The sequence below is a fragment of the Methylobacterium sp. PvR107 genome (genome assembly GCF_017833295.1).
In the GTDB taxonomy this organism is placed as follows: Bacteria; Pseudomonadota; Alphaproteobacteria; order Rhizobiales; family Beijerinckiaceae; genus Methylobacterium.
In genome coordinates, this window is sequence record NZ_JAFIBW010000001.1 from 3,800,522 (window position 1) to 3,820,404 (window position 19,883).

At 69.9% G+C, this 19,883-nt stretch carries 21 protein-coding genes; 9 read left to right on the plus strand and 12 right to left on the minus strand.

Features of this window, described 5'->3' with window-relative positions:
* Nucleotides 1-154: 154 nt before the first annotated feature.
* From murJ to JOE48_RS17860, 4 genes are all read left to right on the plus strand, one after another.
* Nucleotides 155-1,681, plus strand: a complete 1,527-nt coding sequence (gene murJ, locus JOE48_RS17845; RefSeq protein WP_210031800.1) for a murein biosynthesis integral membrane protein MurJ — start codon at nucleotides 155-157, stop codon at nucleotides 1,679-1,681.
* A 71-nt stretch (nucleotides 1,682-1,752) separates the two neighbouring features.
* On the plus strand, nucleotides 1,753-2,430 hold the full coding sequence (locus JOE48_RS17850; protein ID WP_210031801.1) for a haloacid dehalogenase type II: 678 nt from the start codon (nucleotides 1,753-1,755) through the stop codon (nucleotides 2,428-2,430).
* Between the two features lie 150 nt (nucleotides 2,431-2,580).
* Nucleotides 2,581-3,054, plus strand: a complete 474-nt coding sequence (locus tag JOE48_RS17855) for an SRPBCC family protein (protein WP_210031803.1) — start codon at nucleotides 2,581-2,583, stop codon at nucleotides 3,052-3,054.
* A gap of 142 nt (nucleotides 3,055-3,196) precedes the next feature.
* Entirely contained in the window at nucleotides 3,197-3,547 is a 351-nt protein-coding gene (locus tag JOE48_RS17860) for a hypothetical protein (RefSeq protein WP_210031805.1), read from the plus strand.
* A gap of 273 nt (nucleotides 3,548-3,820) precedes the next feature.
* Here JOE48_RS17860 and JOE48_RS17865 read toward each other — a convergent pair whose 3' ends face one another.
* The 3 genes from JOE48_RS17865 to tlpA form a co-directional block, all read right to left on the minus strand.
* Nucleotides 3,821-5,578, minus strand: a complete 1,758-nt coding sequence (locus JOE48_RS17865) for a carbamoyltransferase C-terminal domain-containing protein (RefSeq protein WP_210031807.1) — start codon at nucleotides 5,576-5,578, stop codon at nucleotides 3,821-3,823.
* A gap of 155 nt (nucleotides 5,579-5,733) precedes the next feature.
* Complete coding sequence (gene nhaA / locus JOE48_RS17870; RefSeq protein ID WP_210031809.1) at nucleotides 5,734-6,939, minus strand: Na+/H+ antiporter NhaA; 1,206 nt, start codon at nucleotides 6,937-6,939, stop codon at nucleotides 5,734-5,736.
* Between the two features lie 55 nt (nucleotides 6,940-6,994).
* Nucleotides 6,995-7,636, minus strand: coding sequence for a thiol:disulfide interchange protein TlpA (tlpA, locus tag JOE48_RS17875; protein ID WP_210031810.1), 642 nt, complete (start codon nucleotides 7,634-7,636; stop codon nucleotides 6,995-6,997).
* 42 nt (nucleotides 7,637-7,678) lie between these two features.
* Between tlpA and argH the strand changes: the two genes are divergently transcribed.
* On the plus strand, nucleotides 7,679-9,058 hold the full coding sequence (gene argH / locus JOE48_RS17880; protein WP_210031811.1) for an argininosuccinate lyase: 1,380 nt from the start codon (nucleotides 7,679-7,681) through the stop codon (nucleotides 9,056-9,058).
* Nucleotides 9,059-9,091: 33 nt separating this feature from the next.
* Here argH and JOE48_RS17885 read toward each other — a convergent pair whose 3' ends face one another.
* On the minus strand, nucleotides 9,092-9,697 hold the full coding sequence (locus tag JOE48_RS17885) for a hypothetical protein (protein ID WP_210031812.1): 606 nt from the start codon (nucleotides 9,695-9,697) through the stop codon (nucleotides 9,092-9,094).
* Between the two features lie 594 nt (nucleotides 9,698-10,291).
* Between JOE48_RS17885 and JOE48_RS17890 the strand changes: the two genes are divergently transcribed.
* A complete protein-coding gene (locus JOE48_RS17890; RefSeq protein WP_210031813.1) occupies nucleotides 10,292-10,588 on the plus strand; it encodes a hypothetical protein in 297 nt (98 codons plus the stop codon).
* Between the two features lie 105 nt (nucleotides 10,589-10,693).
* The gene (locus tag JOE48_RS17895; RefSeq protein ID WP_210031814.1) at nucleotides 10,694-11,416 is read left to right on the plus strand and encodes an invasion associated locus b family protein; all 723 of its coding nucleotides are present in this window, start codon (nucleotides 10,694-10,696) and stop codon (nucleotides 11,414-11,416) included.
* Between the two features lie 8 nt (nucleotides 11,417-11,424).
* Here the strand turns inward: JOE48_RS17895 and JOE48_RS17900 are convergent, their stop codons facing one another.
* A complete protein-coding gene (locus tag JOE48_RS17900; RefSeq protein WP_210031815.1) occupies nucleotides 11,425-11,694 on the minus strand; it encodes a hypothetical protein in 270 nt (89 codons plus the stop codon).
* Nucleotides 11,695-12,087: 393 nt separating this feature from the next.
* Nucleotides 12,088-12,750: an HAD family hydrolase gene (locus JOE48_RS17905; RefSeq protein WP_210031816.1), complete on the minus strand. Its 663-nt coding sequence runs from the start codon at nucleotides 12,748-12,750 to the stop codon at nucleotides 12,088-12,090.
* Between the two features lie 191 nt (nucleotides 12,751-12,941).
* Here JOE48_RS17905 and JOE48_RS17910 point away from each other — a divergent pair, with 191 nt between their 5' ends.
* Nucleotides 12,942-13,262 (plus strand): PetM family of cytochrome b6f complex subunit 7, encoded by a 321-nt coding sequence (locus tag JOE48_RS17910; RefSeq protein WP_210031819.1) that lies wholly within the window; start codon nucleotides 12,942-12,944, stop codon nucleotides 13,260-13,262.
* Between the two features lie 17 nt (nucleotides 13,263-13,279).
* Here the strand turns inward: JOE48_RS17910 and JOE48_RS17915 are convergent, their stop codons facing one another.
* Entirely contained in the window at nucleotides 13,280-13,774 is a 495-nt protein-coding gene (locus tag JOE48_RS17915) for a PAS domain-containing protein (protein ID WP_210031821.1), read from the minus strand.
* Between the two features lie 227 nt (nucleotides 13,775-14,001).
* Nucleotides 14,002-14,166 carry a hypothetical protein gene (locus tag JOE48_RS17920; protein ID WP_210031823.1) on the minus strand — a complete coding sequence of 55 codons (165 nt, stop codon included), beginning with the start codon at nucleotides 14,164-14,166 and terminating at the stop codon, nucleotides 14,002-14,004.
* Nucleotides 14,167-14,376: 210 nt separating this feature from the next.
* Here JOE48_RS17920 and JOE48_RS17925 point away from each other — a divergent pair, with 210 nt between their 5' ends.
* A complete protein-coding gene (locus JOE48_RS17925) occupies nucleotides 14,377-15,291 on the plus strand; it encodes a manganese catalase family protein (protein ID WP_210031825.1) in 915 nt (304 codons plus the stop codon).
* A 114-nt stretch (nucleotides 15,292-15,405) separates the two neighbouring features.
* Here the strand turns inward: JOE48_RS17925 and mepA are convergent, their stop codons facing one another.
* The 4 genes from mepA to JOE48_RS17945 all read right to left on the minus strand — a co-directional run bounded on the left by mepA (nucleotide 15,406) and on the right by JOE48_RS17945 (nucleotide 19,610).
* On the minus strand, nucleotides 15,406-16,326 hold the full coding sequence (gene mepA, locus JOE48_RS17930; protein WP_210031827.1) for a penicillin-insensitive murein endopeptidase: 921 nt from the start codon (nucleotides 16,324-16,326) through the stop codon (nucleotides 15,406-15,408).
* A 277-nt stretch (nucleotides 16,327-16,603) separates the two neighbouring features.
* The gene (locus JOE48_RS17935) at nucleotides 16,604-16,798 is read right to left on the minus strand and encodes a hypothetical protein (protein ID WP_210031830.1); all 195 of its coding nucleotides are present in this window, start codon (nucleotides 16,796-16,798) and stop codon (nucleotides 16,604-16,606) included.
* Between the two features lie 503 nt (nucleotides 16,799-17,301).
* Nucleotides 17,302-18,189: an amidohydrolase gene (locus JOE48_RS17940; RefSeq protein ID WP_210031832.1), complete on the minus strand. Its 888-nt coding sequence runs from the start codon at nucleotides 18,187-18,189 to the stop codon at nucleotides 17,302-17,304.
* A gap of 89 nt (nucleotides 18,190-18,278) precedes the next feature.
* Entirely contained in the window at nucleotides 18,279-19,610 is a 1,332-nt protein-coding gene (locus JOE48_RS17945; protein ID WP_210031834.1) for an MFS transporter, read from the minus strand.
* Nucleotides 19,611-19,883 lie beyond the last annotated feature (273 nt).

The following is a 19,883-nucleotide window of genomic DNA, read 5'->3' on the forward strand; positions in this document are numbered from 1 at the left end:
CTAGCGCCTGCTTCTGCACCGTCGCGCTGCCCCTCTCCCGACGCCTTTCGGGGGCCGCCCTCCCCCGCAGAGGGGGGAGGGGGATGCGCGAAGCCGGTCGCTCCACGTGCGCGACGTCAGGGGCTTCCGGCGGCCTGCGACGGCATCCGCGCCCATGATCCGCTCCATCCTCTCGGTTGGCGGCTGGACGCTGGTCTCGCGCGTCACCGGCTTCGCCCGCGACGTGGTGATGGCCGCCGTGATGGGCGCGGGGCCGATGGCCGACGCCTTCGTGGTGGCGTTCCGGCTGCCGAACCATTTCCGCGCGATCTTCGGCGAGGGCGCGTTCAACACCGCCTTCGTGCCGGCCTATGCCGGCCTCGCCGAGGCGGGCGCCCCGGGGGACGCGCATCGCTTCGCCGACCGGGTCTTCACCCTGATGCTGATCGTGCAGCTGGTGCTGCTCAACCTCGCCCTGCCGGCGATGCCCTGGGTCGTGCACGCGCTGGCGCCGGGCTTCGCCGAGGATGGCGAGCGCTTCCAGCTCGCGGTGGCGCTGACCCGCATCACGTTCCCGTACCTGCTGTTCATGACTCTGGTGACGCTGCTGTCGGGCATCCTCAATGCCCACCGGCACTTCGCGGTGGCGGCGGGCGCCCCGGTCCTGCTCAACCTCGCCATGCTGGCCGCCTTGGGGCTCAGCTTCCTGTTCCCGAATGCCGCCTACGCGGCCGCCTGGGGCGTCGCTGTCTCGGGCGTGCTGCAGTTCGGCCTGCTGTGGTGGGGCTGCCGCCGGGTCCGGGTGATGCCGGATCTCGCCGTGCCGCGGCTCGACCCGGCGCTGAAACGCTTCTTCGCGGTGCTCGGGCCGGCCGTGATCGGCTCGGCGGGGTTCCAGATCGCGGCCTTCGCCGACACGATCATCGCGAGCTGGCTGCCCACCGGGGCGGTCTCGGCGCTCTATTACGCGGACCGGCTCTACCAGCTGCCCTTCGGCGTCATCGCGATCGCAGCCGGGACCGTGCTGCTGCCCGAGATGAGCCGCCGGATCGCCGCCGGGGACGTCGCCGGCGCCCACGCGGCGCAGAACCGGGCGGCGGGCTTCTCGCTCGCCCTGTCGGCGCCGTTCACCGTGGCGTTCCTGACCATCCCGGGCCTGATCATGGCCGCCCTGTTCCAGCGCGGGGCGTTCAGCGCCGAGGATTCGGCCCGGGCCGCCGCGGTGCTGGCGGCCTACGGGTTCGCGCTCCCGGCCGTGGTGCTGGTGCGCAGCGCCGTGGCGAGCTTCTACGCCCGCCAGGACACCAAGACCCCGCTCTGGGCCTCGCTCACGGCGATCGGCGTCAACGTCGCGCTCAAGCTCTGGCTCACGGGACCCTACGGCGTCACCGGCCTGGCGCTCGCCACCGCGGTGAGCCAGTGGGTCAACCTGCTGCTGCTGCTCGTCCTGGCCAAGCGCCGGAACTGGACGGCGCCGGGGCGCACCCTGGGCCTGACCGTCGCGGGTGTCCTGCTGGCCTGCCTGGGGCTCGCCGGTGTCGCGGTCTACGGTCAGGGGCTCGCCCAGGCGCTGGTGCCGGACCTTCCGCACGGGCGGGAACTCGTCGTCCTCGCGGTGCTCGGAATGGCGGGCGCGGCGGTCTATGGAGGCCTGCTGGCGGGCCTGCTGCACCTGTTCGGCCTGCGCCTGCGCCGGGCCTGAGAGGACCGGGCCGGGCTCGCCGCCGCACATCCCGGCCCCAGATCGGGCGAACGCATCCAGTGAGGAACGCCATGACCGACGCACGGGAACCGCTCGCGGGGGTGAAGGCCGCGGTGTTCGACGCCTACGGCACGCTGTTCGACGTGAATGCCGCGGTCCAGCGCTACGCGGAGGCGGTCGGGCCCGACGCGGTCCATCTCTCCGAGGTCTGGCGCAACAAGCAGCTGGAATACAGCTGGACCCTGTCGCTGATGGGCCGCTACGCCGCCTTCTGGGATCTCACCGTGCGGGCCCTCGATTACGCGCTGGCCGTTCACCCGCAGGTTGATCCCGGCTTGCGCGAGCGGCTGCTCGACGCCTACCGCGATCTGGATGCCTACCCGGAAGTCCCGGGCGTGCTGGCGGCCCTGCGCAAGCGCGGGATCCGCACCGCCGTACTCACCAACGGCAATGCCGCCATGGTCGACCGGGCGGTGGCCTCGGCGGACTTGGCCGACCATCTCGACGCGGTCCTGTCGGTGGACGACGCTCAGGTGTTCAAGACGCATCCCGACGCCTACCGGATCGCCCTGATCCGGCTCGCCCTCGGGGAGGGGGACGTGCTGTTCTGCTCCTCGAACCGGTGGGATGTGGCGGGCGCCGGCGCCTTCGGCTTCCGGACCGCCTGGGTCAACCGCAGGGGGCTGCCGGACGAGTACGCGGACCTGGCGCCCACGAACGTGGTCACGTCTCTCGACGGGCTCCTCTGAGCGAGTGGTCGACGCCGTCCGCACGGCCCCTGTCGGCCGGCCGCCGTCTCGCCTTGGACTAAAGTCGAACTTGCAACCTGCGCGTGTCGCCCTCGGTCTGCACCTGTCTCGTGCGCCATGAATCGAGCGGCGAGCGCTAGGGAGCGTCTGATGAAGCGTGTGCTGTTGGCGACCGCCGCAATCTGCGTCGGTGCGATCGGGCCGGCCTGGGCCCTCGAAGTCACCAAATCGGTCGATGTTGCCGCCTCACCCGAGGCCGTGTGGAAGACCATCGGCGGGTTCTGCGGGATCGGCGATTGGCATCCGGTGATCGAGAAATGCGCCCTGTCCAAGAAGGGCGGCAAGGACGTCCGGACGCTCAGCCTGAAGGGCGGCGGCACGATCGTCGAGGAGGAAGAGTCCCGCAGCGACACGAAGATGGACTACACCTACACGATCCTCGAAGGTCCGCTGCCCGTCACCGACTATTATTCGACGATCATGGTCGCAAAGGCCGGCAGCGGCTCCAAGGTGACCTGGAAGGGCACGTTCAAGGCCAAGGGTGCCCCCGATGCGAAGGCCGAAGAGGCCATCGCCGGCGTCTACGACGCCGGCCTGAAGGGCATCGCCGACAAGGCGAAGTGACGGCCCGGCGGGGGCGGGCTCGGCGCGCCTCCGCTCGCGGTTTCCGGACGCGCGGAGGCCATATCCGGCACGCAATCGAATTGCGCCGCTTCGCGGATTTTTAATCCTCCCGGTGTTGGATCATCCTCAACACGAACGGGAGATGTTTCGCGTGTCCTTGAACGGTTCCTTCACGATGATCCGCGCCGGGGCCGCTGCCCTCGCCGCCACCCTGGTGCTCGGGGCCGTCGCCCCGGCCGTTGCCCGCGACCAGACCGGCGCCATCGTCGGCGGCCTCGCGGCCGGCGTCGTCGGCGGCGTGGTCGGCAGCGCCCTCGTCAACGGCGCCAACCCGCCGCCCCCGCCGGAGTACCGCCCCCGCCGCGTCCTGGTCGAGGAGCCCGAGACCGTCGTGGTGCGCGAGCGCCGCGGTCCGATCTGCCACTACGAGCGTCGCAAGGAGTGGCTCGGGGACGGCGAGTTCACCTATCGCCGCGTCGAGGTCTGCGAGTAAGTCTCCGCCCCGTTTGCGCCCCTCTGCCGGCTTGCAGGTTCACACACCGCGGTCGGGCACCACCGCCTTGCGACAAGGGGGCATGTCCCATCCCCCTTGCGGGGAGGGGTCAGGGTTGGGGGCGGTGCAGAAGGCACCGGACCGCTTCATCCAGCACCACCCCCACCTCCAACTCCGCCCCACAAGGGGGCGGAGAGGGCGTTGCGGCCAGAGATGTGTGAACACCGTAGCCTCCGCGGGGGAGGCAGACCGGCGCGGGACCGAACACACGTCTCATTTCACCACGAGCCAATCCTCGACCACGAGCGCGTCGAGGCCGGAGGTGTAGAACATCAGGATCGCGTCCTCCGCGCCGTGGAGGATCGGTTTGCCCATGACGTTGAAGCTGGTGTTGAGCAGAATCGGCACGCCCGTGATCGCCGCGAAGGCGCCGATCAGCGCCGCGTAGGCGGGGTTGCGTTCCGCCGTGACGCTCTGGAGCCGGCCGGTGCCGTCGGCGTGGACCACGGCCGGCACCCGGGCGCGCACCGCCTCGCGCCAGACCAGGGTGCGCTCCATGTAGGGGCTGTCGGCGTAATCCTCGAACCAGTCCGGCCCGGCCTCGGCCAGGATCGACGGCGCGAACGGCCGGAACGCCTCCCGGTACTTCACCTTGGCGTTGAGCGCGTCCTTGGCGCCCTCCGGCCGCGGGTCGGCCAGGATCGAGCGGTTGCCGAGCGCGCGGGGCCCGAACTCGGCCCGGCCCTGCACCCAGCCGACGAGACCGCCCGCGGCCAGGATCCGCGCCGCCGCGCGTGTGGCCTCCGCGTGGCCGACGCGTCGGGCGCGGGGTTCCTGCTCGGCGAGCCGCTCCATCGGGGCCGTGGAGACCCGCGAGCCGAGATAGGGCGTGAGCGGGCGGGCGGCGGGCGGCGGACCCGCCCAGCCCGGATGGTCCTCCGCGTAGGCGAGCCAGGCGGCGCCGACCGCGTTGCCGTCGTCGGCCGGGGCCGAGGGGACGTGCAGCCGCGCGAACCCGGACCGGCCGAGCACCCGGCCATTATAGGACGAGTTCAGACCGCAGCCGCCGGCGATCACGAGATTCTCGGACGGCGCCAGCGCGTGGGCTTCGGCCACCAGCGCGTCCATCAAGGCCGTAAAAAGATCCTGGCCGCAGCGGGCGAGGTCGGCCCAGCCGTTCTCCAGGGCATCCGCGGGGCGGCGCGCGCGGATCTGCGCGGCGACATCCCGGATCGTCTCCCCGTCGGCGAAGCGCAGGCGGTGGCCCTCGACCGTGCAGAGCCGGCCGAGCAGCGCGGCGAGGTCCGGATCGGGGCGGCCGTAGGGGGCGAGCCCCATGATCTTCCACTCCTCGCCCTTCACCTGGTCGAAGCCGGCGAGGTCGGTGATCAGCCCGTACAGGAACCCCAGCGAGCCGCGCCCGCGGTGGCGGCGCAGCTCGGTGATCCGGCCATCCTGCAACCGGTAGATCGCCGACGCGCCGGTCTCGCCCATGCCGTCGACCACCAGGGCGGTGGCCTCGTCGAACGGGCTCCCCCAGAGGCCGTAGGCGGCGTGGCAGAGATGATGCGGGTAGCGCCGCGGCCCGGCGATCGTCGCGCGCGGCGCCGCGCCGGTGATCCGGGCTTCCTGGTTAAGGGCCAGCAGGGTGCCGTGGCCGGCCCGCTCCTGCGCGCCGTGGAGATCGGCGATGAACACCCGCTCGGCCTGCTCGGGCACGAAGGAGCGGTTGAGCGCCGTGGTGTGGGCGGCGAGGGCCGTCAGGTCGAAGGCGCCGGCACCGGCTTGGCCCCGCAGGAACTCGCTGAATTGCGGGCCCCAGGTCGAGGCGATGACGAGCTCGGAGCCCGGCGGGACGTAGTCCTTCAGCAGCGACGCCATCCGGATCGGGGCGTCCGGCTCGCAGTTCGGCGCCCGCTTGTACTGGAGGATGCGCTCGGCGGCCTCGGCGAAGAGCAGGGTGCCGTCGGGCCCGACCAGGGCGAGGGCGGGATCGTGGAAGGTGGTGGCGAGGCCGAGATAGAAGCGCATGCGCAAGCGGGGTAGCGCATTTTTGCCCGCAGCGGACCCCAGAGCTGACCGGCACCGGCATCGCGAGCGTCGGCGAAGCGCCCCGGGGCAGCGCGCCCTCTGGATGTGATGCATCCCTGGAGTGCTTCGCCCCGCGCGCCAGGACGGGCGGCGCTTCAGGCCGCGGGGATGCGCGGCTTGGCCAGCAGCAGGATCGCCGCGCCGACGAGCCCCGACAGGGCCGAGCCCGCGAGCACGCCGAGCTTCACGGCGGTCTCGTGCTGCGGATCCGCGAAAGCGAGGCCGCCGATGAACAGGCTCATGGTGAAGCCGATGCCGCACAGAACCGCGACGCCGTAGACCTGACCCCAGCCGGCCCCGGCCGGGCGCTTGGCCAGCCCGAGCGCGACGGCCAGCCGCAGGCTGGCGAAGACCCCGGCCTGCTTGCCCAGGAACAGCCCGGCCGCGATTCCGAGCGTCACCGGCTGGAGCAGGGCCTCGGGGGTGAGGCCGGAGAGGTCCACGCCGGCATTGGCGAAGCCGAAGATCGGCACCACCCCGTAGGTGATCCAGGGCGCGAGCGCGTGCTCCAGGCGATGGAGCGGCGAATGCGCGTTCTCCGGCTTGCCCGGACTGACCCGGATGGGGATGGTGAGCGCCAGCAGCACGCCCGCGATCGTGGCGTGCATTCCGGAGCGCAGCACGAGGACCCAGAGCACGAGGCCGAGGAGTCCGTAGGCCGGAAGCCGGGCGATGCCGGCCCGGTTCAGGCCGTAGAGGCCGGCGAGCACGAGGGCGGCGAGGCTCAGCATCGTGGCATCGAGCCCGGAGCTGTAGAACAGGGCGATCACCACCACGGCGCCGAGATCGTCCACGATGGCGACCGCGCTGAGGAAGATCTTCAGGGACACCGGCACGCGGGACCCGAGGAGCGCCAGGACACCCAGCGCGAAGGCGATGTCGGTCGCCGCCGGGATCGCCCAGCCCCGCAGGGTCGGAGAACCGAGATTGGCCAGCGCGTAGAACCCGGCCGGCACCGCCATGCCGCCGAGCGCCGCGAAGCCCGGCAGGACGCGGTCGGGCCAAGTGCGCAGGCGCCCGTCGAGCGCCTCGCGCTTGATCTCCAGCCCGACGAGCAGGAAGAAGCCGGCCATCAGCCCGTCGTTGATCCAGTGCTGCACGCTCATCGGGCCGAGTGCGGCGTGGAGCGCGTGCGCGTAGGTCGCGGCGAAGGGCCCGTTGGCGACCACCAGCGCCAGGGCCGCCGCCGCCATCAGGATCAGCCCGCCCGCCGCCTCGCTGGCGAGCATCATGCGGATCGCCGAGAGTGGGCGCGGGCGCCGCTTCGGGAGCGCGCGGCCGGAAGGCTGGGGCGATGTCATCGGCGGGGGCTTGCCGCGCATCCTGAGCTGGGACAAGCCCCCGGGCCCGAAACCCTTACGACGTCCGCCCCAGGGCCGCGCGGATCAGCGCCAGCCCGTCCGGGCTCGACCACGCGGCCGGCCCCTTCATCACCCCGATGGTGCAGCCCTGCGCGTCGATCAGCATCGTGGTCGGCAGGCCGGGCGATTGAGTGTCGCGCTGGATCGCCGGCAGGACGCGCCCCCCGGGATCGGCATAGAAGGCGAGGTCGCGGATGCCCGCCTGCCTGAGCCATTCCGGCGGCTTCTCGAGATTGCGGGTGTCGACGTTGATCGCCACCACGGAGAAATCCGGTCCGCCGAGCTGCGCCTGAAGATGGTCGAGGGCCGGCATCTCGGCCTTGCACGGGGCGCACCACGTCGCCCAGAGGTTCACGAGGAGCAGCCGGCCCTTCAGGTCGGCAAGGCCGGTCTCGGCGCCGTCCGGGCCCTTGAACCGGATGTCGGGCGCCGGCCGGGCCTGGGGCAGCGCCTGCATGGCGGCGACCTCGCCCTTGGACGCCGCATCGACCCGGGCGAGCGCCGGCTTGGCGGCGGCGCAGGGCTGGAGGGCGCCGCCCGTGTTGCCGGGCACGAGACCGCTCCCGTATAGGGCGAGGCCGAGGACGGCGAGCGCGGCGATGCCCGCGCCGGCCAGGATGGGTGTGCGGCCGGGCATCAGCTTTGCCTGCCGGGACGTTCAGGGCGCGGAAGGATCGACATGAGCAACCGGATGTGGGGCGGCCGCTTCGCGAGCGGCCCGGCGGAGATCATGGAGGAGATCAACGCCTCCATCGGATTCGACAAGTGCCTCGCGCCCCAGGATATCCGCGGCTCGCTGGCGCATGTGGCGATGCTGGGCCAAGCCGGCATCCTGCCGGCGGAGGATGTGGCCGCAATCGAGGCCGGGCTCAAGTCCGTGCGCGACGAGATCGAGGCCGGGACTTTCACGTTCAGGCGCGAGCTCGAGGACATCCACATGTCGGTGGAGAGCCGGCTCACCGAGATCGTCGGCCCGGCCGCCGGCCGCCTGCACACGGCGCGCTCGCGCAACGACCAGGTCGCCACCGACATGAAGCTCTGGGTGCGCGACACCCTCGATTCGCTCGACCAGCAGGCGGCCGACCTGCAGCGGGCGCTCAGCCAGACGGCGCTGAAGCACGCCGGCACCGTGATGCCGGGCTTCACCCATCTGCAATCGGCCCAGCCGGTGACCTTCGGCCACCATTGCCTCGCCTATGTCGAGATGCTGGCCCGGGACCGGGGCCGGTTCCGCGACGCCCGGGTGCGGCTCAACGAGTGCCCGCTCGGCGCCGCGGCGCTCGCCGGCACGTCCTTCCCGATCGACCGGCACGCCACCGCGGCGGCGCTCGGCTTCGACCGGCCGACCGCCAACTCGCTCGATTCGGTCGCCGACCGCGACTTCGCCCTGGAGGCACTCGCGGCGGCCTCGATCTGCGCCGTGCACCTGTCGCGCTTCGCCGAGGAGCTGGTGGTCTGGACCTCGGCCCAGTTCAACTTCGTGCGGCTGTCGGACGGCTTCACCACCGGCTCATCGATCATGCCGCAGAAGCGCAACCCCGACGCCGCCGAGCTGGTACGCGCCAAGTCCGGCCGGATCATCGGCGCGCTGACCGGCCTGCTTATCGTCATGAAGGGGCTGCCGCTCGCCTATTCGAAGGACATGCAGGAGGACAAGGAGGGCACCTTCGACGCCCTCCAGGCCCTGTCCCTGTGCCTCGCCGCCCTGACCGGCATGGTCCAGGATCTGGAGCCCAACGCCGCGGTGCTCGCCCAGGCCGCCGGCTCCGGCTACGCCACCGCCACCGACCTCGCCGACTGGCTGGTGCGCGAGCTCGGCCTGCCGTTCCGGCAGGCCCACCACGTCACCGGCCGCCTCGTCGGCGTCGCCTCCGCCAAGGGCGTGGGACTCGAAGAGCTGTCGCTGGCCGAGATGCAGGAGGCGGAGCCGCGCATCACCGACGCGGTCTACGCGGTGCTCGGCGTCGCGAACTCGGTGGCGAGCCGCACCAGCTACGGCGGCACCGCGCCCGACAGCGTCCGGGCGCAGGCGCAGGGCTGGATCGAGCGGCTGGCCTGACCGGATCCGATACCGGGCTTCGGCAACCGTCGGTCAGAGCGGCGGATCGGAGCGGAGGACCCGGGACGATCGCCGGCCCGCCAGCTGCTCCATCGCGCCGAGCAGCGTCTCTGCCTCGTCGAGCAGCCTGTGGGCCATGCTCGGGACGCTCTCGTCCTCCGCGCCGCCCGACCCGCGCGTGACCGGGCTGTCGGGCACCGGCTCGCGATCCACCGGCTGGGACGGTGAGACCTCACCGGCGTCTCCCCTCAGTTCCGGCTGTTCCGCTCCGGGATCGCCGTCCGCCGCAGCGGCCTGCGTCGCCTCGGACGCCGCCGCCTCGGCTTCGCCGGCCAGATTCGCGGGCGCCGCTCCGCTCGCGGCGCTGGTCCGCGCGGCGGCCTTGGCCAGGGCCGGCGAGACGAAGTCCGGCGCAGCCTCCGCGACGGCGTCGTCCTGGGCGGCATCGGAGATCTGCCGAGCCAGCACGACCAGCTCCCGGGCGATACGGTCGGCCGCCCTGCGATCGCCCGCCACACGGGCGGCCTGCGCCTCCGCGCGGAGCCGCACCAGCTTCCGCTCCGCTTCCTGGAGCAGATGGGCCGCCATGTCGTGGATGCCGGTCGGGGCCACGCCCAGGGATGCCAGCAGGCTCTCCATCTCCGCCCTCCTGACAGAGCGGAACGGCTCCGATGCAGGATCGGCCGGGGCCTCCCCGGCCGATCCTGCGGCCGTATCCGGCCTTGCGACCGGGGCGTGGGCGGGTGCCTGGGCGCGCTGAACCACAACGAGCGGCAGAATGCTGTTCACGGCTCCCACCATCGCGACCACACCGCTTCGATGAGCGGTCCCCCGTCTTGACCGCGGGACTCACGCGGCACCGGGTGAGGAGCCTGGGCCAATATATTTGGCCTCGCAAGTTTTAAGTTATGCAATCACAACACGAAATCCGTATTTTTGAACAAAAAATCTTGATTTTATCGGATTATGTGTCGTATCGGTTTTGTTTGCGTCAATATTTCTACATTCGTTCGAGACGAATATTAATAATTGTAGCGTCTTCAAGGACGGTGACCGGGCCGTCCCGGGGCGCGCCGACGGCGCCGCGCCCTCCCGCATCAGGTCCAGGCTGACCCACTTACCCACAGGGCTTGACGGGAATTGTGCATCGCAACCATCCTCTGACCCGCGCGTTCAGCCTCTGGCTAAGTCCGCTCAGCTAGAAGCTTCGCCGTTTGGATCGGAGTTCGCAGGATGCCCGTCGAGAGTTGGCTGAACCCGGAGGACGTGCTGGATTTCGCGGCGCATGCGACAGCCATGGTCGATGCCGCTTTGACGGGTTCGGGCCTGACGCGCGAGTCCTACTGGGCCGCTGTGCGCAAGGGCTACAACACCCCCTACAACGATCCGCCCCGCAAGGATTTCGCGCCCACGCGCGCCGCCCCGGCGCAGCCGAACGCGATCCCGGGGCCTATCGCTGCGGCCGTGGAACCCGTGGCCGTGCCGGTGGCCGTAATCGCCGCCCGGGCCGCGGAAGCGCGCGCGCTCTGAACACCGGAACACGCGTCGCCATCTTGCCGACGCTTTACGCAAGCTTCACTAATCCCGATCCCCGGTGCGGTTCCTGACGGAGCCGCCCGTCGTCAGGAAGTGAAGATGGTCCGCGTCTCCCGCTTGCTCCCGGTCGGAGCCCTCACCCTGCTCGCATCCGGGTTCGCCACCGGTCTCTTCGGTGGGCTCGTCGGCGGCACCGGCCTGTCGGTGACGGCCGCACAGGCCCAGGAAGCGGCGCCCGATGCCGCGGCCGGCGAGGCCGCCTCCGGGCGCCGCGGTCGCCGCCACGGCCGCGAGCGGCCGAGGCGGGCCGAGAAGTCCACGGCGACGCCGCCGGGCATGCAGCAGGCCACGCCGGTGGCGATCTTCGGCGACTGGAACGTGTTCGTGAACGGCGACGGCCGCAACAAGCTCTGCTACGCCATCGCCCAGCCCCAGACCCGCTCGCCCAAGACCCTGAAGCGCGACACCGCCTACCTGTTCGTGAGCGTGCGCAAGGGCGAGAACGTCCAGAACGAGGTGGCGGTGATGCTGGGCTTCCCGTCGAAGCCGGCGGCGTCGCAGGTCAAGCCCGGCTCGGCCGCCGCGCCCACCGACCCGAGCCTGAATCTCGGCGCCAGCCGCTACGGCTTGGTGGTGAAGGACGGGAATGCCTGGCTGCAGAACCCGGCCGAGGAGGCGCGGGTCGTCGCGGAGATGAGTGCCCGCAATCCGAAGCTCGTCGTCAAGACCACCTCGCTGCGCGGGAGCCCGACGAGCGACGAATACGCGCTCGGCGGGTTCTCGGAAGCGATGAAGCGCACCCGCGACGAGTGCAGCAAGTAGCGCGCCGCTCAGGCGTGCCGGAGACGCGGCTGATCCCGCCGCGCGGCCGTCCGGGACCGGGTGCTCACGCGTGCGCGGGCCGCGCGGGCGGCCTGCTCGGCGGTGCGGAACACGGCGCCGTCGAGACCGTCGAAATCGCGTGCGGATGAGAAGAACCGCACGCCGCGTCCCTCGGGAACGGCGATCCCGGCGGTGATCTCGCCGATCTCGATCACCCGGGCCGGTTCGGCGGGGTCGAGGCGGTCGTCGGGACTGAGATCTGCGTGGAGACTGTGCATGGTGTGGGCACTCCCTTGGCCGGCGTGACGCCTGGCCGGAACGCGATGCGGGCTGCGGATTGCCGGCGATCTAGCGTCGACAGCGCCGGCGATCGGCGCGGGAGCCCTGCGCGTTCGGGAGCGGGTTAAGAAGAGAACGAGGTCGGCTCGTCATCGGATGTCCTCCAGACTGAAGGACCGCGCGGCACAAGGCCGTCGCAGTGCTTTAGCGTTTGATGACGCGGCGCAAGCTACGCTTCTCAAATCACCGCGGCCGGAGCGGGAGCGGGCTCTCCTCCGGCACCACCAAAGATGGAGGCGCGGCTGCGGGACGTCAACGAAATCGGTTTCCGATTTTGCGGCCGTGCTTGGCAGGAAGCCGGTGCGGTCCGCGCTCCCAAGAGGCGAGACGGTTCAGGGGCCGCCGATCACTGCGGCGAGGTCGGCGAAATCCGAGAAGACCCGCGTGGCCCCGGCGCGCACCAGATCGTTGCCGGCCGGATCGTGCCCCCAATGGCCGCCACCGGTGAAGCCCGCGACCCGCATGCCGGCGCTCCTTGCGGCCGTGACACCGGGCACGCTGTCCTCGATCACGAGGCATGCGGCGGGTTCGGCGCCCATGCGCTCGGCGGCGAACAGGAACAGGTCGGGGAATGGCTTGCCCCGCGCCACCTGCGCCGAGGAGAAGACGTGGTCGCCGAACAGCGGCAGCAATCCGGTCAGGCCCAGGGAGTGGCGCAGGCGGACCGGGTCGCTGCTCGACGCCACGCAGACCGGAAGGCCCAGGCCGGCGACAGCCGCCGCGACGCCGCGCATCGCCTTCAGCTCTGCGTCGAACAGGGCCAGGGTCTCGGCCTTGACCGCCTCGACGAAGCCCGGCGGTGCCGTGATGCCGAAATCCGCCGCGATATGCGTCATGATCGACGCCATGGAGGTGCCCGTGAATCGCGCCCGCACGGTGGCGAGATCGATGTCCACGCCGATGCGGTTGAGGCCCGCCGTCAGGCAGGCCAGGCTCAGCGGCTCGCTGTCGACCAGAACGCCGTCGCAATCGAAGATCACGAGGCCGGGTGTCATCGCGCGCGTGTCCAAGCCCGACCGTCCCCACAACGGCCCGCCGCCGCCGGCCGATCCTGTGGCACGGGGCCGACGGACCGGCAACCGCGCGGCCGCGGCGCTTGCACCGGGCGGCCGGGGCTCATACTGCCGTGGCAGGTGCCCTCCGGGGCGCGCCGATACGGCTCACAGAAGGCTCAGAAGGCCCCGCGATGTTCCGCTTCCTGGCCCGCGTCCTGGGCTTTCTTCTGATGGCCGGCGGCTTCGTCGCGTTGGTGTACGATGGCGCCCGCTCGATCGCCAATAACGGCTTGCGGGTGACGCCGCTCTCCGACGTGATCGCCACCCTGTTCAAGGACAAGGCCGGCGCCCTGCAGGGCAGCGTCGAGGGGGCGGCGCCCTGGCTCTGGCACATCCTCGGCCTGCCGCTCACCCTGGCGCCGGCCTCGCTGATAGGGCTCGGTCTCGGCGCGGTGCTGCTCTGGCTCGGCCAGCCGGGACGGGAACCGATCGGCTTCCTGACGAAGCCCTGAGCGCGCGGCATCGGGCTCTAGCGCGCGGCGAGCTTCGTCCGGGCTTCCGCGAGCTCGCCCTCAAGCCGCTCGATCTCGGCAGTGAGGGCATACTGCTCGCTGACATCGAGCTGCGAGGCGAAGAAGTAGACGACCTTGCCGTCCGCATCCCGCACCGGCCCGACATACAGGGCATTGTGGAAGGTCGTGCCGTCCTTACGGTAGTTGAGCAGGTCGACCCGCACGTCGACCTGCTGCCGGACCGCGTCGCGGATCCGGTCGATCGCCGCCGACTCGGTCTCCGGTCCCTGAAGGAAGCGGCAATTGCGGCCGAGCACCTCGAACCGCGTATAGCCGGTGAGCTTCAGGAAGGCGTTGTTCGCGAAGACGATCGGGTTGTCGTGCTGACTCGGATCCGTGACGATCATCGGCATCCGGGTCGCGCGCACGGCCGCGGCGAACGGATCACCCCGATGCGCCTCCGCCTTCAACTCGTCCGGCACGTGGCTCGTGGCGGTTCCGCCCGTCTCCATCCGGCTCAGCCCCTCTCAGCCCGAAGCGCCAAGGCCCGCAGGCCGCGCTCTTACCTCGCTACAAGACGTAAATTGCACACGAGGTCCAGCCCTTCGGCCGGGTTTCGCGTCGGCCCCAGCGAACAGCGCTCCGGAATCACCGAATTCCGGCGACTTCTGATTGAAATTGAAGCGGATGGCAGGCCGAGGGTATGGCCGCGCGAACGGTCCGAATGCGGACCGCTGCCTTACGGGCTCGTGCCGGGCCGCGGCTTCATGCCGGGTGCGGCGGGCGTGAGGAAGTTGCCGCCGAGCTGCGGCGTGCTGTTCGGGCTGCGCAGCACGATCAGCACGCTGCCCAGGACCGAGAGGGCGACTGCGGTCGCGAGGATGAGGAAGAGCCAGCGGGGCATCCCGGGGCGTTAGCACATTGCCGCGGCGGACCGAACAGCGCGCGCGGCGAGGCGGCGCGGTTATCGGCCGCGCCGCTTTCGAAGGCGGCCCGCGATGCGCGTCGCCCCGGACGCGGGGAAATTCCGCTTCTGCTCTGCGGCGGGTGGAGGAACGATCACACGCACAAAGCGATGCCCTACTGCGCATCTCGCGCAAACGGAGCTATCCGCATGTTCATGAAGCTCGATCGCCTGCAGGCGGAATTGCCCCAGCCGAAAAAGCCCGACCCCAACGCGGCGGCGGCGCTCCAGGAATTGCTCGGCGGCAAGTACGGCGAGATGTCGACCCTGGGCAACTACATGTTCCAGAGCTTCAATTTCCGCAATAAATCGAAGCTCCGGCCGTTCTACAGCCTGGTCTCCAGCATCTTTGCAGAAGAACTCGGGCACGTCGAACTCGTCTCGACGGGCATCGCGATGCTCAACAACGGTCCGGGCGACGACACCGAAGAGGTCGATGTGTCCAAGGCGCCGTTCCACGACATGCAGGACATCCGGCTCGCCGGCAGCTTCCTCAGCAATGGCGGCGGCGCGACGCCGATCAACTCGAATGCCCAGTCGTGGAACGTCGACATGGTCACGACGACGGGCAACATCATCATCGACCTGCTGCACAATTTCCACTTGGAATGCGGCGCCCGCCTGCACAAGCTGCGCGTCTACGAGACCTTGAAGGACCCGACGGGTCGGGAAGTCTGCGGCTACCTGCTGGTCCGCGGATCAGTCCACGCGCACGCCTATGCGCTGGCGCTCAAGAAGCTCACCGGTGTCGAGATCGAGAAGATGCTTCCGACCCCGAACATCGTCCTCGACAAGATCCCGGAGTGCCAGAAGTACCTTCAGGAAGGTTCGCATCGGCGCCTCTACAGCTTCAGCCCGGACGACTACAAGGAGGCGGCGGGCGTCTGGTCGAACGACGAGGTGGCCTTGCCGGGCGATCCGCCCGGAAACCTGGAGGTCGTCGACGGATTGCCCGAGGGCGGCAAGATCCCGGAACTCGACGGCAATTACGGCGCCTTCGCACCGAACTACGCGCCGCAGGAGATCTTCGAGATCGCCAGCAAGCTCTACAAGAAGGGGCGCTGACCTTCTCGAGGGAGGGCCAGGGCGATCACGCGACGGAGCGCGGCGGCACGGGCCGCGCTCCGTCGTCCTGCCCCACGGCGAGCGCGGAATCGCCAGCTCAAGGCGTGACGCGGCCTACGGCGCCTTCAGCACCGTCCGGCAGGCGGCCGGCAGCGCCGCCATGGTCATGGCAGGCTTGGGCTTCGGCGGCACCTTCGGGGGCTTCGGGTGGAGCACCGCGTCCGAGAACCAGTAGCCGAGGTCGTCGCAGCCGTCGCCGGACGGGGGCGCGCCCTGCGGCTGGCAATCGTCCTGGCCGGCCGGGCAGGCGAGCCGGATATGGTAGTGGTAATTGTGCCCGTACATCGGGCGCACCTTCGACATCCAGCGGCTGCCCGCGGCGTCACGGCAGAGCGCCTTCTTGATCGCCGCGTTGACGAAGATGCGCTCCACCTCCGGCTGCTCGGCCGTCAGCTTGATCAGCTGCAGATGGGTGGGCGTCCAGACCTCCGGATCGATGTCGAGGCGGTCTGAGCGGACCATGTCGGTCGCCGAGGTCTCCTCGCGCTCCGCCCGGCTCAAGCGGTGGTCGGGCATCGGCGTCAGCCAGACGTCGGCGTCGATGCCGATCTGGTGCGAGGCGTGGCCGGTGATCATCGGGCCGCCCCGGGGCTGGGCCATGTCGCCCACCAGCAGCCCCGGCCAGCCGACCCGCACGGCCTTCTGCGACAGGCGCTCGATGAAATCGACCAGGTGCGGCGTGCCCCACATCCGGTTGCGCGACGGGCGCATGACCTGCCAGTTCGGCCCGTCCAGCGGCAGGGCCTCGCCGCCGGAGAAGCAGCCCTTGGCGTAGAAGCCGTAGATGTGGGCCGGGCCCGAGGCGGCCCGGCTGACGCGCCCGAACAGGGCCTTGGCGGGGGTCGAGGGCGCGTCCGGGTGCTCCAGGGGCGGCAGCGGTTTCGGATTGACGCTGCCGCGGTCCTGGGCCTGCGCGGCGGCCGGCAGGAGCAGGGCGGCGAGCGCGAGGCTCGGGGCGAGACGCGGCATCGGCATGCGGGGGCTGTTCGTCCGGCTGGAGTGGGAGGGCGCGGGGCCCCCATCGACCGTCGCCCAACGGCCGGGCGTTTTTCGGGCAGACCGCGCCGGTCAGGCGAAACGGTCGGGATGCGGCCCTGCGCGCCGCCCGGCCCGCAGCTGCGTGGGGATCGAACCGCGTGGTTCAAAGGCGCGACGCCTGGTGCCCGGTGGCCGGGGCCGTAGCGGGTGGGTATCGGACCTTGGCATCACGCCCGGAAGCGGCCGTGACGTCGCGGCCCGATACAGACCCGGCTTATCGCTCACGATCCGAGCCATCAGGAACCGTCGCCTGCAACTCCGCAAACACCCTTCGGGGGATCACCACGCCGATGATCTGGCCATCTGCTGCGGCGAAGCGGACCGCGACCGTGTCGCCCCCGTCGATAAACTCGATACCGACCAGTGTGCGGACAGCTAAGGCCATCGAGACCGGCGTTTCGTCAGGCATGGTTGGCTACTCCCGTGCCGGCCCACTATCATGTACAGCAAACTCAATACCTCACGAATCTGTGAGGTGGTCGGCAGAGGCTTGTGAGGAGCATGTCGGATCCCTGGAGTGAGCGGCTGCTCCGACGGAATGCGGAGACCGTCGCTGCCGATGGGGAGGTCAGGGTCCTGCTGCACCGTCTCCGTGTGTTGCGCCAAAAGGGGCCGGACAAATCAGAGGCCGCAGGGCTGCTGGTCACAAAGCTGAAGCGGTCCCTTCAGCTGCCCGATCAACGGGATCGTGATCCTCGGAAAGGGGCGGGCACACCATACTGTCGTTCCCGGTCGGCGCAGCATGCCGGCCGCTGTCGGGCCCAGCTATGCAGTGCTGTTGGTCCGCGAAGCGGACGTCGTGCGGGTCCGCTTGGGTGGGAAGCGGACCTCAGCCCGCCATCGGAAAGCGGCACGGCGCGTCCGATCTGACACCGCCGTGTAAGCTTGTCTGCAGCACCCGGCTGGCTCCTTCTAATTCTGTGTCGTCCAGAACAACCTGCGTGGTGCGTCGAACAAGACGACCCGGCGGTCGCTATCGTTGGGCAGCCACGTATCCAGTTCGCGGCGCACGGCTGCGTAATGCGTTGCCGTCTCGAACTGGGTGTGAGGCCAGTCGCTGCCCCAGACGAGATGATCAAGACCGAAGCTGTCGCGCAGGAGCGGTATCGCGGCGGCAGGCAACCCGGCGCCGTTGCGGTAGGAGCCGGAGATCTTGACCCAGACGCGGCCAGTGGCGCCCGCCTTGAGCAGGTGCTGAAAGCCCGGATCGTCAACACCCAGCTTGGAGTCGGGCTTGCCAAAATGATCGGCGACGATCGTCACGCCGCTCTCGAGCAGAACGGGCAGCAACTCCGGCCATCGACGTGCTTCGGCCTGGATCTCGACCTGCCAGCCGAGATCGGTCAGGCGCCTCAGGAACATCGGCCAGGGCTCGGCGTCCAACTGCGGATTTGGTGCGCCGATCAGGTTGAGCCGAATACCGACCACGCCAGCCGAAGCCAGTTCGCTGAGGGCACCCTGTGAGATGTCGGGTTGCACCACGGCGATGCCCCGGAAGCGGACGGGGTGTCGCTTCAAGGCGTCCAGCATGTAGCCGTTGTCGGTCCCGAGGAAGCTCGGCTGCACCAGCACGGCGTTCGTGATGCCGTTGGCATCCAGGGTCTTGAGGTAAACCTCTGGCGTCGCATCGTAGTCGGGCGCGTAGCGGCTGTTTGCGGCCAGGGGCAGTCCCCGTTTGAAGACGTGCGCGTGGCAGTCGACCGCTGTCATGGCCGTGCCCTGTGCGAAACTCCGTTGCGTCCGGACACCAGCCGCCGCGACCCCCACGAGGGCGCCATGGAATGTGCGACGCGAGATCATATCGGGCTCCTACCGCAGCCATCATGCGGACGAGCGTCAGCGGATCGCTCCAGCCCCGCTGACGCGCTTGCCCGGTCTTCCAGGAGCACTCATTCGGCTGCCGCGGGGGAAGGTGCGGCCGCTCGTGCTCGTGTGCCTCGACCCAGGATCAGGGTCATGATTGCGCCCGAACCAGTCAGGAACACGAGCGGCAGCAGGGCGAGGGGGAAGCTGCCGGTCTGATCCTTGATCACGCCGAGCAGCCACGAGGCGATGCCGGTGCCGAGATGCGAGAGCGTGTTGATCGCCGCGATCCCGGCCGCCGCCGTACCAACCGAGAGCCAGTCGGTGGCCATCGCCCAGAACGGGCCCTTGATGGCGTAGTTGCCCATCAGGACGAGGCTCAGCAGGACCATCGTCACCGTGAGGGAACTGGTGAGGTTGGTGGCGAACAGGCAGAGGCAGGTCGCCGCCAGCGGCAGGGCGGTGCTCCATACCCGCTCCCCCGTCCGGTCGGCACGCAGGCCCCAGAAGATCATGAACACCGACGCGATGCCGAACGGGATCATGTTCAGGAGGCCGGTCTCCAGGTTGGACAGGCCGAACGCCTTGAGGATCTGCGGCTGCCACAGGGACAGGGCGTTGCTGGTGGCGGAGCTGCCCGAGTAGATCAGCGCCAGCGCCCAGACGTACTTGTTGGTCAGCACCTTGTGCAGCGGCAGGTGGTGGGCGACCGGGGAGGCGCCGGAGCGATCGGCAGCGAGCTGGTCCTGCAACCACATCCGCTCGTCGGGCGCGAGCCATTTGGCTTCCGCGGGGCGGCTCGGCAGCAGGACCAGGGCGGCGAGGCCCAGCAGCACGGCCGGGATCGCCTCGACGATGAAGAGCCACTGCCAGCCATGCAGCCCCGCCGCGCCTTCGAGCTGGAGAAGCGAGGCCGAGATAGGGGATCCGAGAAAGCTCGAGATCGGGATGGCGACCATGAACATGGCGACGATCCGGGCCCGGTACGCCTTGGGGAACCAGTAGGTGAGATAGAGGATCACGCCGGGGAAGAAGCCCGCCTCGGCCGCCCCCAGCAGGAACCGGCACAGGTAGAAGCTGTAGGGGCCGACCACGAAGGCCATCGCCACGCCGACGAGGCCCCAGGTGATCATGATGCGCGCGATCCAGAGTCGCGCGCCGACCTTCTCCATCGCGATGTTGCTCGGTACCTCGAACAGCACGTAAGCGACGAAGAACAACCCGCCGCCGATGCCGAACATCGCTTGAGAGAGGCCGAGATCCTTGTTCATCGTGAGCGCGGCGAAGCCTGCGTTCACCCGGTCGACGTAGGCGATGAAGTAGCAGAGCACCAGGAACGGCACGATCCGCCATCCGACGCGCCGCATGATGGCGGCACCGTCGACGGTCTGGTGGGGTGAAGCTCGGTCGGCGTCCATCTGCCTTCTCCAACAGCGAACGAATTATCGTTTGGTCACCTCATACTGCCGGGCCGATCGGCGCGGGAACCGCAGGTTGAGCGTTTTTGGATCAAGGGTTCCGATTTGTATGACTTCGTACGTCACATCAAAGCGGTCCAGAGCGGCGCCAGTCACTGATATGTGCTGACCCGAGCCCCTATCGGTCCTCACCTGCGGTCGTGTCCACGTGGCGTGGGTCGCGCGACGGCGTTTGGGCTGCGGTCTACTCGTTCTTGCGTAGGTCACTGCACC

Coding starts and splice junctions, on each gene's coding strand:
- murJ (WP_210031800.1), top strand. CDS start 155: ATGATCCGCTCCATCCTCTCGGTTGGCGGCTGGACGCTGGTCTCGCGC.
- JOE48_RS17850 (WP_210031801.1), top strand. CDS start 1,753: ATGACCGACGCACGGGAACCGCTCGCGGGGGTGAAGGCCGCGGTGTTC.
- JOE48_RS17855 (WP_210031803.1), top strand. CDS start 2,581: ATGAAGCGTGTGCTGTTGGCGACCGCCGCAATCTGCGTCGGTGCGATC.
- JOE48_RS17860 (WP_210031805.1), top strand. CDS start 3,197: ATGTTTCGCGTGTCCTTGAACGGTTCCTTCACGATGATCCGCGCCGGG.
- JOE48_RS17865 (WP_210031807.1), bottom strand. CDS start 5,578: ATGCGCTTCTATCTCGGCCTCGCCACCACCTTCCACGATCCCGCCCTC.
- nhaA (WP_210031809.1), bottom strand. CDS start 6,939: ATGACATCGCCCCAGCCTTCCGGCCGCGCGCTCCCGAAGCGGCGCCCG.
- tlpA (WP_210031810.1), bottom strand. CDS start 7,636: ATGCCCGGCCGCACACCCATCCTGGCCGGCGCGGGCATCGCCGCGCTC.
- argH (WP_210031811.1), top strand. CDS start 7,679: ATGAGCAACCGGATGTGGGGCGGCCGCTTCGCGAGCGGCCCGGCGGAG.
- JOE48_RS17885 (WP_210031812.1), bottom strand. CDS start 9,697: ATGGAGAGCCTGCTGGCATCCCTGGGCGTGGCCCCGACCGGCATCCAC.
- JOE48_RS17890 (WP_210031813.1), top strand. CDS start 10,292: ATGCCCGTCGAGAGTTGGCTGAACCCGGAGGACGTGCTGGATTTCGCG.
- JOE48_RS17895 (WP_210031814.1), top strand. CDS start 10,694: ATGGTCCGCGTCTCCCGCTTGCTCCCGGTCGGAGCCCTCACCCTGCTC.
- JOE48_RS17900 (WP_210031815.1), bottom strand. CDS start 11,694: ATGCACAGTCTCCACGCAGATCTCAGTCCCGACGACCGCCTCGACCCC.
- JOE48_RS17905 (WP_210031816.1), bottom strand. CDS start 12,750: ATGACACCCGGCCTCGTGATCTTCGATTGCGACGGCGTTCTGGTCGAC.
- JOE48_RS17910 (WP_210031819.1), top strand. CDS start 12,942: ATGTTCCGCTTCCTGGCCCGCGTCCTGGGCTTTCTTCTGATGGCCGGC.
- JOE48_RS17915 (WP_210031821.1), bottom strand. CDS start 13,774: ATGGAGACGGGCGGAACCGCCACGAGCCACGTGCCGGACGAGTTGAAG.
- JOE48_RS17920 (WP_210031823.1), bottom strand. CDS start 14,166: ATGCCCCGCTGGCTCTTCCTCATCCTCGCGACCGCAGTCGCCCTCTCG.
- JOE48_RS17925 (WP_210031825.1), top strand. CDS start 14,377: ATGTTCATGAAGCTCGATCGCCTGCAGGCGGAATTGCCCCAGCCGAAA.
- mepA (WP_210031827.1), bottom strand. CDS start 16,326: ATGCCGATGCCGCGTCTCGCCCCGAGCCTCGCGCTCGCCGCCCTGCTC.
- JOE48_RS17935 (WP_210031830.1), bottom strand. CDS start 16,798: ATGCCTGACGAAACGCCGGTCTCGATGGCCTTAGCTGTCCGCACACTG.
- JOE48_RS17940 (WP_210031832.1), bottom strand. CDS start 18,189: ATGATCTCGCGTCGCACATTCCATGGCGCCCTCGTGGGGGTCGCGGCG.
- JOE48_RS17945 (WP_210031834.1), bottom strand. CDS start 19,610: ATGGACGCCGACCGAGCTTCACCCCACCAGACCGTCGACGGTGCCGCC.